At 47.0% G+C, this 15,534-nt stretch carries 14 protein-coding genes and 1 riboswitch; of the genes, 5 read left to right on the top strand and 9 right to left on the bottom strand.

Annotation, left to right across the window (positions count from 1 at the left end; genetic code table 11):
• Positions 1-262: 262 nt before the first annotated feature.
• A complete protein-coding gene (locus R7044_RS19765) occupies positions 263-1,357 on the top strand; it encodes a NapC/NirT family cytochrome c (protein WP_033907191.1) in 1,095 nt (364 codons plus the stop codon).
• A 22-nt stretch (positions 1,358-1,379) separates the two neighbouring features.
• Positions 1,380-3,827, top strand: a complete 2,448-nt coding sequence (locus R7044_RS19760; protein WP_033907190.1) for a trimethylamine-N-oxide reductase 2 — start codon at positions 1,380-1,382, stop codon at positions 3,825-3,827.
• Positions 3,828-3,896: 69 nt separating this feature from the next.
• Here the strand turns inward: R7044_RS19760 and R7044_RS19755 are convergent, their stop codons facing one another.
• From R7044_RS19755 to thiD, 8 genes are all read right to left on the bottom strand, one after another.
• Complete coding sequence (locus R7044_RS19755; RefSeq protein ID WP_025768774.1) at positions 3,897-4,622, bottom strand: phosphatase PAP2 family protein; 726 nt, start codon at positions 4,620-4,622, stop codon at positions 3,897-3,899.
• Between the two features lie 182 nt (positions 4,623-4,804).
• Positions 4,805-5,419, bottom strand: a complete 615-nt coding sequence (thiE, locus tag R7044_RS19750; RefSeq protein ID WP_054575244.1) for a thiamine phosphate synthase — start codon at positions 5,417-5,419, stop codon at positions 4,805-4,807.
• Positions 5,420-5,482: 63 nt separating this feature from the next.
• Positions 5,483-6,274 carry a hydroxyethylthiazole kinase gene (gene thiM, locus R7044_RS19745; protein WP_054575243.1) on the bottom strand — a complete coding sequence of 264 codons (792 nt, stop codon included), beginning with the start codon at positions 6,272-6,274 and terminating at the stop codon, positions 5,483-5,485.
• Positions 6,275-6,286: 12 nt separating this feature from the next.
• Complete coding sequence (gene tenA, locus R7044_RS19740; protein ID WP_054575242.1) at positions 6,287-6,955, bottom strand: thiaminase II; 669 nt, start codon at positions 6,953-6,955, stop codon at positions 6,287-6,289.
• Positions 6,956-7,009: 54 nt separating this feature from the next.
• Positions 7,010-7,960 carry an ABC transporter substrate-binding protein gene (locus R7044_RS19735; RefSeq protein ID WP_054575241.1) on the bottom strand — a complete coding sequence of 317 codons (951 nt, stop codon included), beginning with the start codon at positions 7,958-7,960 and terminating at the stop codon, positions 7,010-7,012.
• A gap of 47 nt (positions 7,961-8,007) precedes the next feature.
• Positions 8,008-8,808: an ABC transporter permease gene (locus R7044_RS19730; RefSeq protein ID WP_213886347.1), complete on the bottom strand. Its 801-nt coding sequence runs from the start codon at positions 8,806-8,808 to the stop codon at positions 8,008-8,010.
• The gene (locus R7044_RS19725) at positions 8,801-9,556 is read right to left on the bottom strand and encodes an ABC transporter ATP-binding protein (RefSeq protein WP_205391294.1); all 756 of its coding nucleotides are present in this window, start codon (positions 9,554-9,556) and stop codon (positions 8,801-8,803) included. The genes R7044_RS19730 and R7044_RS19725 overlap by 8 nt, the downstream gene beginning before the upstream one ends.
• Positions 9,546-10,403: a bifunctional hydroxymethylpyrimidine kinase/phosphomethylpyrimidine kinase gene (gene thiD / locus R7044_RS19720; protein WP_005383329.1), complete on the bottom strand. Its 858-nt coding sequence runs from the start codon at positions 10,401-10,403 to the stop codon at positions 9,546-9,548. Before thiD ends, R7044_RS19725 begins: the two co-directional genes overlap by 11 nt.
• 97 nt (positions 10,404-10,500) lie before the next feature.
• A riboswitch (TPP riboswitch) is annotated at positions 10,501-10,608 on the bottom strand.
• Positions 10,609-10,919: 311 nt separating this feature from the next.
• Here thiD and R7044_RS19715 point away from each other — a divergent pair.
• On the top strand, positions 10,920-12,305 hold the full coding sequence (locus R7044_RS19715) for a TldD/PmbA family protein (RefSeq protein ID WP_047102519.1): 1,386 nt from the start codon (positions 10,920-10,922) through the stop codon (positions 12,303-12,305).
• Positions 12,305-13,648, top strand: coding sequence for a TldD/PmbA family protein (locus R7044_RS19710; RefSeq protein ID WP_171342374.1), 1,344 nt, complete (start codon positions 12,305-12,307; stop codon positions 13,646-13,648). Before R7044_RS19715 ends, R7044_RS19710 begins: the two co-directional genes overlap by 1 nt.
• A 77-nt stretch (positions 13,649-13,725) precedes the next feature.
• Here the strand turns inward: R7044_RS19710 and trmY are convergent, their stop codons facing one another.
• A complete protein-coding gene (gene trmY / locus R7044_RS19705; protein WP_005374282.1) occupies positions 13,726-14,325 on the bottom strand; it encodes a tRNA (pseudouridine(54)-N(1))-methyltransferase TrmY in 600 nt (199 codons plus the stop codon).
• Positions 14,326-14,483: 158 nt separating this feature from the next.
• Between trmY and R7044_RS19700 the strand changes: the two genes are divergently transcribed.
• A complete protein-coding gene (locus R7044_RS19700; RefSeq protein ID WP_170889896.1) occupies positions 14,484-15,008 on the top strand; it encodes a DUF3087 domain-containing protein in 525 nt (174 codons plus the stop codon).
• Positions 15,009-15,534: the final 526 nt, after the last annotated feature.

Raw genomic sequence — 15,534 nt, 5'->3', positions numbered from 1 at the left:
TTACTGCATCAATGTGGAGATTCAGTCTCTCATCCTCTTATCTGTTTAATCAAATAGTTGCATTCATAAAAGTGATTTATGTGGTGAATAGTTGGCTGGGTAATGGATTATTGCCATATATTCATCTTTGAGATGCAAATAACAAAATTTCATACTTGAGGCATACAGAGCAACACGGAAATGATGTGGATCAAGAGAGGACTACCCATAAAGTAGTAATTTGCGACCTATAATTACATTTTATTTGGAAGTGTTGCTAATTATGTCAATAAAAAAACGATATGTTGCACTGCTGGTTGCTGCCGGCATTGGTGTGGGCTGGTTAACTTTGGGGGGGAGTGCGGCAGTAATGCATTACACCTCAGATACTGAATTTTGTCTCTCGTGCCACTCTATGGAAACCCCTTACAAAGAGTACCAAGGCTCAGTGCACTTCAGTAATGCGAAAGGCATTCGCGCGGAATGTTCTGACTGTCATATTCCTCAAGAACCAATGGATTACCTGATCACCAAAATTCGCGCGTCGAAAGACATCTACCATGAATTTGTGACAGGTAAGATCGACACGCCAGAGAAATATGAAGCACATCGTAAAGATATGGCTGAAACGGTATGGGCTCAGTTCCGTGAAAATGATTCAGCGACGTGTCGTTCGTGTCATGATTTCGATGCAATGGAAGAGTTTGAGCAATCACGTGATGCGGCGAAGATGCACGCTTACGCGAAAGCAAACGATCAAACGTGTATCGATTGTCATAAAGGTGTGGCGCACTTTGCACCAGAAGCAGAGCTAGACAGCAAGGCATTTGAAACGTTGATGAGCTTCACCACAAAAACATCACCTAATGCCAAGGTTGTTTACCCTGTGACTGAAATCGCAATGGGTGAGATGGGTAAAATTAACCCAACGACGAAGTTGGAAGTAATCAGCTCTAAAGGCGACAACCGCACTGTTAAGTTGAACGCATTCCAAATGAAAGGCGCAGAGCAAGTGCTTTACATGGGAGAAGGTCAACGTGCCATCGTTGCAACGCTAACAGAGCAAGGCCAACAAGCGCTTGAAACTGGTGAATTTGAGGCAGATGTTTACGGCAACGAATGGCGCGCGGTTTCTCTAACTGGCGCTATTGATTCTCCAGTTGTTGACACGCTTGAACCAGTATGGTCATACGCAGAAGAGTTGGACAACGTTTACTGTGCAACTTGTCACGCGAAAATTCCTTCAAATCACTTCACAGTGAATGCATGGGGACCGGTAGCGAAAAGTATGGGTGATCGAACTGATATTTCAGCCGAGAACCTAGAAATTCTAACCAAGTTCTTCCAGCACCACGCGAAAGATGTGGTTGGTCACTAACGATAAATAGAAGGATAAGATTATGACTAATATGACCCGTCGCGGATTTCTAAAAGGCACTGGTATGGCGGCTGGTGCAATGGCATTCACTTCATTTGCACCTATGTCTGTTGCTTCTTCTAATGCTCGCGGCAAAGGCATTCTAACGGCGGGCCGCATGGGCCCAATGCTGTGTGAAGTGCAAGACGGTAAGCTGGTTTCAACCACGAACGCATTGCCACAAACGGTACCAAACAGCCTACAAAGCACCGGTCCTGACCAAGTGCACACTAAAGCGCGTGTTAAGTACCCAATGGTTCGCAAAGGTTACTTGGCAAACCCATCGTCGCCAGAAGGTGTGCGCGGTAGTGATGAGTTTGTGCGTGTGTCTTGGGATGAGGCTTACAAGCTGATCCACGAACAGCACATGCGAATTCGCAAAGAATATGGCCCGGCTTCTGTGTTTGCTGGTTCTTACGGCTGGCGTTCAAGTGGCGTGCTGCACAAAGCACAAACCTTGCTGCAACGTTACATGAGCATGGCGGGCGGTTATTCAGGCCACTTGGGTGACTACTCAACGGGTGCTGCGCAGATCATCATGCCGCACGTTGTGGGCTCTATCGAAGTGTACGAGCAACAAACCACGTACCCAGTGGTACTAGAGCACAGTGATGTGGTTGTGCTTTGGGGCTTAAACCCAATCAACACCCTAAAAATCGCGTGGAGCTCAACAGACTGTGCTGGTCTTGAATTCTTCCATCAATTGAAAAAATCAGGCAAGACGATCATTGCGATTGACCCAATTCGTTCTGAAACCATCGAGTTCTTTGGCGAGAATGCGGAGTGGATTGCTCCTCACCCAATGACCGACGTGGCAATGATGATGGGTATCGCACACACCTTGGTGAAACAAGGTAAGCACGATAAAGCCTTCCTCGATAAATACACCGCAGGTTACGACAAGTTTGAAGCGTACCTGATGGGCGAAGAAGACGGCGTAGAAAAATCAGCAGAATGGGCATCACAAATCTGTGGCGTACCTGCGAAGCAACTTGAGCTACTGGCTGACATCTTCAGTAAAAACCGCACCATGCTGATGGCGGGTTGGGGCATGCAGCGCCAACAATACGGTGAGCAGCGTCACTGGATGCTGGTTACACTGGCAACGATGTTGGGTCAAATCGGTTTACCGGGCGGTGGTTTTGGTTTCTCTTATCACTACTCAAACGGTGGTAACCCTGCTCGTGATGCTGGCGTACTTCCTGCGATTTCGGCATCGCTGGGTGGCGGCTCTTCTGCGGGGAACGACTGGGCGGTGTCTGGCGCGGTGCAAAGCTTCCCTGTGGCGCGTATTGTCGAGGCGTTGGAAAACCCAGGTCAATCCTACCATCATAACGGTCATGAACTGACGTTCCCGGACATCAAGATGATTTGGTGGGCAGGTGGTGCGAACTTTACTCACCACCAAGACACCAACCGTCTGATCAAAGCGTGGCAAAAGCCTGAGCTGATCGTGATTTCAGAGCCTTACTGGACGGCGGCTGCGAAGCACGCGGACATTGTTCTGCCAATCACCACATCGTTCGAGCGTAACGACTTAACGATGACGGGTGACTACAGTAACCAACACTTGGTGCCAATGAAGCAAGTGGTTGAGCCGCAAGGTGAAGCGCGTAATGACTTCGATGTATTCGCGGACATGGCAGAGATGCTAGCTCCGGGTGGCCGTGACGTATACACCGAAGGCAAAACCGAAATGGAATGGCTGTACGGCTTCTACAAGGCGGCGCAACAAGGTGGCCGTGGCTCTCGCGTAGCAATGCCGAACTTCAGCAAGTTCTGGGAAGATAACCAACTGATCGAGATGAAGTGGAACGAGAAGAACGCACAGTTTGTTCGTTACGCAGATTTCCGTGAAGACCCGATCATGAATCCACTCGGTACACCAAGTGGTAAGATCGAAATCTTCTCGAAAACCATTGAAGGCTATCAGTTGGAAGACTGTCCTCCACATCCAACGTGGATGGCACCAACCGAGTACACGGGTACTGCGAAAGATGGCGAGTTGCAGCTAATGACCGCGCACGCAGCGCATCGTCTACACAGCCAATTCAACTACGCGAAGATTCGCGAAGAGTACGCAATTGCAAACCGTGAACCTATTTGGATTCACCCTGAAGATGCGAAAGCGCGTGGTATTAAAACGGGCGATCTAGTTCGTGCGTTTAACAACCGTGGCCAAGTATTGGTTGGTGCAGAAGTGACTGACCGAATCAAGCAAGGTTCAGTGTGTATTCATGAAGGCGGTTGGCCGGATTTGGATCCTAAAACCGGCATTTGTAAGAACGGCGGTTGTAACGTGTTAACGTTGGATATTCCGACCTCTCGACTTGCAAACGGCTGTGCGGCGAACTCGGCACTGGTTCGTATTGAAAAATACACTGGCCCAGAATTAGAACTAACAGCGTTTGAACCACCAAGAAATGGCTAGAAAAAAGTAGCGATTGAAAGCAAGAAGCCAGCGAATCGCTGGCTTCTTTTTATCTAGTCATCGTTCACATTAGCGCGAAGCGAGAGAAACAAACGGCATCTGTTTCTTAATCTGAAATGTCGGGAGTAAAGTAAATACAATCGCGACAAACAAGACCGAGCCTATTAAATCTTCAGGGCGATGCATGCCCAGCCATAAGCGGCTATATGCGACGCTCATTCCCCACATCCACAATGACAGTGCAGAGATATAGCACTTGTTCTGTAAGAACAAACCACCAAAGAAAGCCAAACAAATCGAAACGAAAATCGTATGGCCGGATGGGAAAGAATAGTCTTTCTCGCCTTGCCAATGGCGCGTTCGCCAATCACTGACGTGTTCAGAAATCTGGTTAATTACGTTGGCTTGCTGCTTTGTATCCAACTGATAAAACGCTTCTGGGTGCTCAATCAATTGCTCTGCAGCAAGCAGTTCGGCGTAGGGACGCGGGCTTTCTGTCATCAGTTTTAGCCCCGTTTTGCTGGCAAAACCAATCACCAGTAACAACCCTAGCATTGAGAGTTTTTGTATCCACTCAATGCGACTTGGTTTAAAGCGAAATAAAGAAAGCAGTAGCAGTGTTAACGTAATTAAAAAACCTTTGCTACCAGCAGAATCTGTGAGCAAAGTAAAAGTAATACCCAGACTTTCAGGCACCTGTGAAGTGAGATTGTGATAAGAGCCAAACAGCGACATTGGGATGATGCCAAGAACAAACAAGGCGAGCATCATCAATCCATATTTTTTGGTTTTCATTGAGAGCGTTTTGTTTTTATTGAGGGTTATTCAACCACGTGAAAATAAGGGGCTTATCTTACGTTATCTGGCGTGAAAAACTTATCAACGCTCTGTCAATTTGACGAGAGAATGAAGGTTGAGTGATGAATTGATGACATTTATCCGGAGGGTAAAGGCGCTCATCCTTAAGCGTTGGGGCCTTAATCCATCAGAGAAAGTAAGTACTCTGCTGCTTTGGTTGGGTTTTCTGCATGACAAATGGCAGAAACCAAAGCCAAACCATGCACACCTGTCGCACTCAGGGCAGGAATGTTGGTTTCGTTGATGCCACCAATCGCGACGATTGGTAAGGGCGTGGTGTTCAGCGCCATCTTCAAACCATCAATACCCCAATGTTTTTTGGTGTTGGTTTTGGTTGGCGTCGCGAAGATCGCGCTCAAACCGATGTAATCAATCGGCAGAGAGTCCGCTTCTGCAAGCTGCTCTTCATTTTCGATGGATAAGCCGAGGATTTTGTTTGGTCCAATCAACTCACGAGCGATAGTTGCGGGCATGTCTGATTGCCCGAGGTGAACCCCATCAGCATCGACAGCCAGTGCGACATCTACGCGGTCATTGATGATCAAAGGAACATCGGTATCTTTAAGGATGTCTTTGACGGCTTGAGCACGTTCGATAAACGCACGCACATCGCCGTGTTTTTCGCGGACTTGTACCATGGTCACGCCACCTTCCACGGCTTTTCTCACGACACGTTTTAGTGTGGCTAAATCTTGTTGGTCGTCGGTGACCAAATACAAACGATAGGCGTTCATTGTGTTTCCTTTCGCCTCCCACTTTCGTTGGAGTGAGAGGCGTTTAAAGCATTGAGAAGCGATTTATCTCACTTGTAATTTAAGGCGTGTTGCCAGTGTTTCTTCATCCAGTTGGTAAAGCTCATCCAAAAGATGCATTTGCAAGCTACCTGGCCCTCGCGCTTGCTCAGCCGCAATTTCACCCACAACGCCAAGCACCGCTGCCGCAGCAAGGCCCGTTTCGTCGCCGATTGCTGCGAAAGCGCCAGTCAGTGCCGTTAGTGTGCAGCCCATGCCCGTTACGTAAGGCATCATCTCGTGACCATTATTCAGCTGGACGGTTTGCTCTTTTGTCACGATGTAGTCAGTTTCGCCGGAGATCACCACGCTCGCTCCGTATTCTTCAACTAAGAAGTGAGCCGCCCCAAGGGCTGCATCACTACTGTCGAGTGCATCTACACCTTTGCTTTGTGCTTGCTCACCAGCGAGAGCAATGCTTTCGGACGCATTACCACGAATGATTAACTTGTTTGCAAGGCGTGCGATTTCACGTGATGTCTCTGTACGTAGTGAGCTTGCTCCGCAACCGACTGGGTCGAGTATAACGATTTTACCATTGGCATTGGCTTGCTCTACGGCATAGCTCATACGAGGTGTCCAAACGCTGTCTAAGGTACCAATGTTGATAACCAGTGAGCCCGCGAACGACATCATCTCTGCCATTTCCTGCTTGGAGTGCGCCATGATTGGAGAAGCGCCGATAGCCAATAGCGCGTTTGCCGTGTTGTTCATCACCACGTAGTTAGTGATGTTGACGACTAATGGCTTTTGCTGGCGTACTGCGGTTAATGCTTGGGTGATTTGTTCAATTAACATGAGACTCTCCGATTAATCTTGCTGAGCATTCAGACCTTGTTGCCAGAATGCTACTTCCATACGCGTTGCAGTTTTGAATACCTGAATCAGGTTTTGACCACGCTGACTATTGATGTCGATTTCCGCCAATAACTGGTTAAAGTGTTCTGCACCTTTTGCGACACCAGATTGGAACTCCTCACCACCGTAGAGATTAATCCAACTTGCGTATGGATTGCCTTCGATTACTGTCTTTTCATCTTCAATCAGCATCTTACCGATAACGGCATAACCGATAGAGCATGGCGCTAGTGCCGCGTATAGATCAACAAGATCGCCCGTCATGCCAGCATCCAATACATAACGGGTGTAAGCTACTGTGCCGAAATCTTCTGGCTCGTTTTCTAAGTTGGATTCCGTCAGTCCCCATTGCTCACAGTAAGTCACGTGGTGGGCGATTTCAGAATCTAGCAATGCATGTACGCTTGGTAGGGCACGGCGCATGTCATCCAAAGTACGCGCTTTGTAGATCGCTAATGCGTAAGCTCGTGCGTACTGTTTTAGGAAAAGAAAATCCTGTTTTAGGTAATGTAGAAAACAAGGCTGAGCCAGAGTGCCTTGCGCCAATTGCTGCACGAAAGCATGCTCAGTGTATTCTTGCCAATCTTGGTGGCAAGCGTCGATCAAATCTTGGTATTTCATTATGGGTACCTCGTTATCAAAAGACCCTAGGCTTAGATCCTAAGGCCAGTAGAATTAGTCAAAGCTCGGTACGTAATCTTTCGCTTTTGGCAGTGTTTCGATGATGTTTTGTGAATACATGAACTCGGCATAATCATCGTAGCGTTTCAGATCTACTGCAGATGGACGAAGAGCGAAACGAGTTAGTGTGTCATTCCAAGCGCGCTGGTTAAGCTCGTTGTTGAGGGTGTCTGGTGAATAAGCCACAAACTCTTTCCAAGATTCTTTTGGATGGTTAACGATGTAAGTGGTCGCTTGCTCCAGTGCTTTGTTGAATGCCTTGATGGCTTCTTTGTCGTAGGTTTTTGCATTGGCTACGAAGACTAACTCGTCATACGCTGGCACGCCGTGTTCTTCAGGGAAGAAGGCTTTAGCTTTATAACCTTCTAGTGCAAGTTGGTTGGTTTCGAAGTTACGTAGACCACCCCAAATCGCATCCACCTTGCCAGACGCAAGAGACGAAGATAGCGCCCAACCTACGTTGATGATTTGTACGTCAGAAAACTTCACATTCTCTTGAGCTAACATAGTGCCGATTGTTGCTTCTTCGTTGCCTGCGATCGCAATACCGATCTTCTTACCTTTTAAGTCGCCAAGGTTTTCATTCTTACCGTTGTCCAACACCATCAGCGTGTTGAGTGGCGTAGCAATCAAAGTCGCAGAGCGGATTAATGGCAAACCCGCCGCGACATCGATAGTTAGGCTTGGCTGGTAAGAAATCGCCATGTCGACCTTGCCAGCAGCGACCAACTTAGGTGGCGTACTTGGATCTGCAGGCTCTTGAATGTTGACCTTCAAACCTTGTTCTTTGAAGTAACCGCGCTCTTTGGCAATCACGATAGGACCATGGTTTGGATTGACGAACCAATCCAACATCAGTGTCATCTCTTTTTCAGCTGCAAGCACGTTGGTTGATACCACTGAAGCGAGTAGAGCAGCAGCGCTCACAAGTTTGTTTTTATTCACGGGGTTCTTCCTTTTCTTTCCCAATTTTCTTTGGTTATTTTCTGTAATTACTTGCTTTCCCAAGGGATGGCTTTTTTCAATAATTTATCGGTGATGAAGTAGAGTGAGATAGACAGTACGGCGAGGATAAACAGCGCCGCAAACATCTCGTCAATGATCATGCGAGCATTAGCTTGGAGCATCAGATAACCCAAGCCTTCACTTGAACCTACCCACTCACCGACCACTGCTCCAATCGGCGCAATAACGACGGCAACACGAATGCCTGAGGCTAAAGTTGGTAGGGCGGCTGGCAATTGAATATGACGAAGTAACTGCCATTTAGACGCGCCCATGGTCTTGGCAAGGTCGAGGTAACCTGTTGGCGTATTGCGCAAGCCGTCATAGCAACATGTCGTGACAGGGAAAAAGATGATGATCGCCGCCATGACTACTTTTGATGCAATGCCGTAACCCAGCCAAAGCATGAGCACTGGCGCGATGGCGAACACAGGGATCGCTTGGCTAGCAATCAGAATAGGCAATAACCAACGCTTCAGCGGCTCGAACATCAGCATTTGCAATGCGAACAGCAAACCCATCGATAATCCAAGCGCCAAGCCAAATAAGATCTCTTGCGCGGTAACCCAAGTATGTTTGAGCAGGACATCGTAACGAGTGACCAATCTATCCAGCACTTCAATTGGTGAAGGTAAGATGAAGTTTGGCATGTCGAATATCACCACGACCAACTGCCACAATCCCAAGATCACCGCTGTGCTGATAACTAAGCGCAGAGCCGGATGGGTCACGCGTTCTTTTTTACTAATACGTGCCGAAACGGAGTTGTACTGAGTCATATCACTCATAGTCTTTCTCCAATTGATCCAAAATCGCCTGTTGAAGCGCGGCGCACTCTCCATCGAGAACTCGTGGCGGCTTGGAATCCGGAACAACCAAGTGCTGAGCTTGTGCAGGCGTGCCTTGCAATACATAGAGTTGATGAGCTAATCGCACCGCTTCTTGTGGGTCGTGGGTAATCAGAACAACCGTCTTATCTTTCAGTAATTCGGCAGACAAGGTTTGCAACTTATGGCGCGTAACCGCATCCAACGCAGAGAAAGGCTCATCCATCAGAACTAGAGGCTTGTCTTGCATCAGAGTGCGAGCAAGGGCAACACGTTGTCTCATGCCGCCAGAGAGCTGAGCTGGCTTAGCATCCGCGTAATCGGCGAGTCCCACTTGGCTTAGTAAAGTCAGTGCACGTTGTCTATTTTGCTCTGGTGCTTGCTCTTGAGAAAATCGAGAACTGAGGCAGACGTTATCCAGCACGTTAAACCACGGTAGCAATAAATCCTGCTGAGCCATGTAAGCGATACGGTCATGCAGTGCAGCGCCATCTGTTGTGATGAGTTCGCCATGCCAGTCAACTTGGTCATCCAGTAGGCCAGCTAAGTAACGCAATATTGTGGTTTTCCCGCAGCCACTTCGTCCGAGTAATACCGTCCATTTACCGACGGGAATGGTCATGTTCATTCCTGCTAAAGTCGGTGTTTGGCTATCTTTGTATCGCAGGCTAGCATCGGAAAGCTGAATGCCAATCGCGTTAGCGAACATAAGTATGACCCGCAAAAAAGTGGTTCACAGGGCCGTGACCTTTACCGACATCCAATTCATCAGCGTGCGCGATAGCTTGGCTGATGTACTGCTTACCAAGGTGCACCGCTTTGTGCAGATTGTTGCCTTGTCCAAGATAAGATGCGATGGCAGAAGACAGCGTGCAGCCTGTGCCATGGGTGTTTTTGGTTGGAAATCGCTTGGCGCTAATTAACTCGGCACTGTCTTGCATGATAAGCAGATCGTTGCTGTTTTCATTTTCTTCAAGGTGACCGCCTTTGAGCAGAATAGCTTTGGCGCCAAGCGCACGAAGGTCGGTAATCATATCGTTCATTTCAGATTCTGACTGAGGCATTGGCTTACCCGTCAATGCTGCGCCTTCGGGTAGGTTAGGGGTAATGATGTCTGCGAGCGGAATCAATTCTTCTTTTAAAGTGCTGATTGCCGACTGTTCCAGTAATAGATCGCCGCTAGTGGCCACCATTACAGGGTCAATCACGAGGTGTTTTGGCTGGTATTGTTTAATTTTGTCAGCAACGACTTTGATGATGTTGGAATCGGCCAGCATGCCCACTTTGACTGCAACGATGTTGAGGTCGGTAAATACTGCATCAAGTTGGCTCTCTACATGGTCGAGAGGAATGGGGAAAATCGCAGAAACGCCTTGGGTATTTTGCGAAGTAATCGCCGTGATTACCGAGCAAGCAAAACTGCCGGTTGCGGACATCGCTTTGATGTCGGCTTGAATACCTGCACCGCCACCACTGTCTGAGCCCGCGATGGTCAATACGATAGGGGTAGGCAAGGCTGGCGTGTGATGTGAATGAGGTTGTGATTGCTGCGTCATGGTCGCTCCTACTACAAGACGTATAGGAACTGACTTTGACCATTGCAGATAGATCGATTTTTCGATCGCTATCGCTTACCTAAGAGGGGCGACGAAAGGCAAAGTGTGCATAGTTCCCTACGTCAGTGCTAACTGAATCAGGTTCAACGGGTCTCGAATTTCGATCTCAGCCAACACTTGTCGTGTGGCCCCCCGACTATTTCGTTCGGATGATAGCAGGACCATTGCGGAAGGGATACGTTTTTTGAGCGTAATTATAATGAGTATTCAATTATGCGAGGTGAGTGATAAAGTAAGCACCTAAATGGTTTGCTGGGTGGAATTTACTAGTGCAACGCTCTGGTGAATGAGCAGAACCTGGAATATTTAATAAATAATCGTGGTCTCGTTAAGCAAGGATTAGCATAAAACAAGGTTAAAAAACTGTTAAAATTTAACGTGTTGCCAATTTAACTTTGTTGAACTTTTTCACAGTTAATTAGGATGGCTAAGACGATCATCGAGCAAGGAGACTTCATGCTTAATTCTGTAACAGCGAAGTCAGTGATCGATCATGCGCTCTTTTTGGGGGCTGATTTCGCTGAACTATTCGTTGAACATCACCAAACCAACACTGTCCAGCTCGCATCTGGTGAAGTGGATAAGGTTAACTCGGGTATCGATTTTGGTATCGGTATTCGTCTTTTTTTCGGTCATAAGGTGCTTTACGGTTACACCAACAGCACAGATGAAGCCGAACTAAAGCGCGTAACCTCGCTGCTTGCTGCAAAAGACAAGCGTGAGCAAATCGCGTCAGCGGGTTCTTTGAATTTGAACCGCTACCCAATCCAACATGGTTGCCGCATGCCGCTAAGTAAGGATGCTAACCTAGATTCAAAAATCGCGTTTCTATTGAAAGTTGACCAAGCCGCACGTGCTGAGAGTGAGCATATCAGCCAGTTTATTGGCAGCGTGCTTCAGCGTGAACAACAAGTGTCTATCTTCAACTCAGAAGGTCTACACGTTGACGATACTCGCCACTACATTCGTGTTGCTGGTAACACTGTCGCGCAAAAAGGTAATGAGCAGTCTTCTGGTATGGAAGGTCCTGGCGCTCTTGCTGGTTGGGAATTCAGTGAACAGCTTGATGCCAAAGAGCTAGGTCAAACTATCGCGCAGCAAGCGTTAGTAAAACTTGGCGCAGATGCTTGTCCATCGGGTGAAATGCCGGTGGTGATTGGTAACGGCTTTGGCGGCGTTATCTTCCATGAAGCATGTGGTCACTTGCTAGAAACCACTTCAGTTGCGAAGAAAGCTTCAGTATTCCACGACAAGATGGGCGAAATGGTTGCTCACACCGCAGTGAATGCGGTCGATGATGGCACCATGACCAACGAATGGGGCTCGATTCATGTTGATGACGAAGGTATGAAGACTCAGCGCACTCAATTGATCAAAGACGGTAAGCTAACCAGCTTCATGGTCGATAAAATGGGTGGCATGAAGACAGGTTACGAGCCAACGGGTTCTGGTCGTCGTCAAAACTACAAGTTCGCACCAACCTCGCGTATGCGTAACACCTTTATCGAAGAAGGCGAGCATTCACTTGATGATATGCTGGCAGGCATCGAACGTGGCATCTATGCGAAGAAGATGGGCGGCGGCTCGGTTCAACCGGGCACGGGTGAGTTTAACTTTGCTGTTCGTGAAGCTTATCTCATTGAAAATGGCAAAATCACCAAGCCTCTGAAAACAGCAACGCTGATCAGCACAGGTCCAAAAGTGTTGAAAGAAATCAGCATGGTTGGTAAGGACATGGCGCTTGCGCCGGGCATGTGTGGTTCCGTGAGTGGCTCAGTGCCAACAACAGTCGGTCAGCCAACGCTGAAAGTCGATAATATTCTGGTAGGAGGCGGTAACTAATGAGCCAAGAACAACAACTTCTTAATGCGGTTGATTACGTCCTATCAGAAGCAAAACGCCAAGGTGCAGAAGCGGACGTCATTGTAAACCGCAACAGCAGCTTTTCTCTGAAAGCGAACCAAGGAAAGCTGGATGAGTACAAAGTAAGCTCAAGCCAAGTTCTGGGTGTTCGTGTTGTGAAAGATGCGCGTGTTGCAACGAGCTATTCTGAGTCGTTAGAGCAACCAAGCTTAGATTTGATGCTGACTAACGCACTGCAAAGCGCTCGCTTTTCCAAGCAAGATGAACATCAGACAATTAGTTGCGTGAACAGCCAAATTGCGACTGATGTTGCTGAGATTTCACAAGAAGATACGACTTCTGTTGATGAAAAAATTGAGCTGTCTCTCGCACTTGAGCAAGGCGTAGTCGCTCTACCTCACGCTTCTAGCGCACCTTACAATGGTTACAGCGATGGCGAAACACAACTAATCATTGCCAATACTCAAGGCACATTGTGTCAACACTTCGAGCGCTCGTTCACTTGTTACGCTTATACCTTGTTTGAAAAAGACGGCAAACAGTCAATGGCGGGGAGAATGTCACTTGGTCGCCGTTTTGATGAGTTGAATCCAGCTTACTGTATAGAAGGCGGTTACAACCTTGCTCGAGATCTTCTTGAAGGTGCACCGGTTGCGACGGGTAACTACCCTGCTATCTTCCATATCAATGCGCTAGCAAGTCTATTCGGTGCTTTCGGCAGTGCTTTCTCTGGCGTAAGCGCGATGAAAGGCATTACGCCACTGGGTGACAAGCTTGGTCAACGTGTTGCGAGTGATTTAATTACCTTTACTGATACGGCTTACATGCCAAATGGTATGGCAATCGCAAGTTTTGATAGTGAAGGCTTTGCTACTCAAGACAACGTGATGATTGCTAATGGTGAGTTGAAAACCTTGCTACACAACAGCCAGACCGCAAGTTACTTGGGCGCGGTCTCGACAGCAAGTGCCGCTCGCGATGCAAAATCGAGCCTAGACGTATCAGCGAATCACAAAGTGATTACGACAGGTAACAGCAGTGCGTCAGAAGTAAAAGCGGGTGAGTACCTAGAGTTAGTCGAACTTCAAGGTGTCCATTCTGGTGCGGATGCAGTGAGTGGTGATTTCTCATTTGGCGCGAGTGGTTTCTTGTGCCGTGATGGTGAGCGCGTTCAACCAGTGCGTGGTATCACTGTAGCGGGTAACTTCTACAAGATGCTGCAAGAAGTTGAGGCAGTGGGTGATACTCAGCTAATTAACGATAGCCGAACTTTCTTCTCGCCAGACGTTCGTTTTGCTCGTTTGAGCATTGGTGGTAAGTAAACTTAGCATTACTATAGAAACAAAAAGAGGACTCAATGGAGTCCTCTTTCTTTTATCGAATGATTAACTCGTGAGAATTAAAATTCGCGAATGTCCAACTCATTGTGGATCAATACCACACACTGAGAAGCGAACAGCATCTTAGGACCTAAGCTGATCTTCTCTGTGCCAAGGCGCTTCAAGCTGTTAAAAGACTTCTTCGGCATCGGAATATGGTCGGTTAGCAAGAAACATGGGTTTCCACCGATTTCTGCATCACGAACAAATTCGCCTTTTTTATCCAACATATATAGTTGGTGATCTTCTGCCAGTTCTTGCACTAGGCGTTCAAAACTGACGGTACGAACGGTGATACCAGGTTCGACTTCACGAAGTTGCTCTTTGCCCATACCAACCGAAGCATCCAAAGCGCGAGCCACCGCTGCAATCAAGGTTGACTCATGGAAGCCGCCAATGTTGGTGATGTCGTTAGAGCGAATAGTAATGGTGCGTGAGAAATCTTTTGTGCTTTCTAAAACCAAGTGAACAACCACATCTTCACGGTGTGATTGAGCAACGAACATAGTGTTCATCATGGTATGAGCAAGAATCTCTGTATGCGCTTCATTACCAACACCTTCTAACAGTGCTTTGCTGGTGGTTGGCGCCGCGCGAGCTCGTAAAACAAAAGAGCGCATGAATTTAGCCTCTATATAGGAAGAGTGAATGCGCGGAAGTATATACCCAAGCAGGGAAGGGATGCGAGTTTAATAGCAAATGTGAACTTACTTACAAAGCTTCGATTGTCGTGCGGAGTGTGCTGGTTAGAATAGAGGCAACCTGTTAGGAGCGGTATATGGAAATCAAAAAAATAAACAAACAAGTCTATAGAAAGAAGGTCAACCTAGTGATTGGTGGCTTTGTTGCCTTGCTTGCTATCTCTTCTCTTGCTTTTAGTACGCTATTAATTGTTTTGTTCGGTAATACAGATGTAGTACCTGAACAGTCGACGGGGAACTTTCACTGGAACTTAATTGGTGTTGTACTTGCATTAGCCACTTCACTGTCTTTGTTAAACCAATTCAAAACACGCCCTTATATGGAAGAAGTGTTGTATGTCTGGAAACTCAAGCAGCTGCACAACAAGATCTTTCGTAAACTAAAAAGCATTAAAGCAGCCGCGAACAATGGCGATGTAAAAGCGCTGACGATCCTTAAGTTCTACTATACGACTCAAAGTCAGGTGTTTGAGCTAGACAACAACACACTGACGATGAGCAGTGTAAATAAAGAATTGGAGGCTATCGAGCAAATCGAAGCGGCGCAATCAATGAGTCTCGATATCACAGGCTTTGAAGAGTCTTGGCTAGACACATATTGATTGCCTATTTGCTACTTGAAGTTAACAACTGAGTGCTAAAAATAAGCGTTTGAGTGAGATTTAATCATTCGACGCTTTTTTTTGATTTTTTTTCTGAAAAGGGGTTGCCAAGAAAAATCATCTCCCTATAATGCGCCTCCGTTGTCAGGGCAAAGCGGAAACGCAAAAGCGGTTGGCAAGAAGGCGAAAGAAAACTTCTAAAAATTAATTTAAAAAAGTGTTTGACACTGAAAATTAATTCCTTAGAATACGCCTCCGCTTCGATAGCAAAGCTTACGAAGCAAGCTCTTTAACAATATAGACCTATCAATCTGTGTGGGCACTCGTTGATGATAATCCAATTAGATATTTCTTTCTTAACGGAAAGCGGTATCAAATTAGGTTTCAATGAAACGAAGTGACCATTGAATCGAAAGATTCAGCACAGTCAATTCAAACATTACTTATGTAATGTTCAGTATTCATTGAGCCGAACAAAATCTTAAATTGAAGAGTTTGATCATGGCTCAGATTGAACGCTGGCGGC

The organism is Vibrio sp. 1402 (assembly GCF_033340275.1).
The sequence above is the reverse complement of the archived record's forward strand: the minus strand, read 5'-3'. Positions and strand labels throughout refer to the sequence as shown.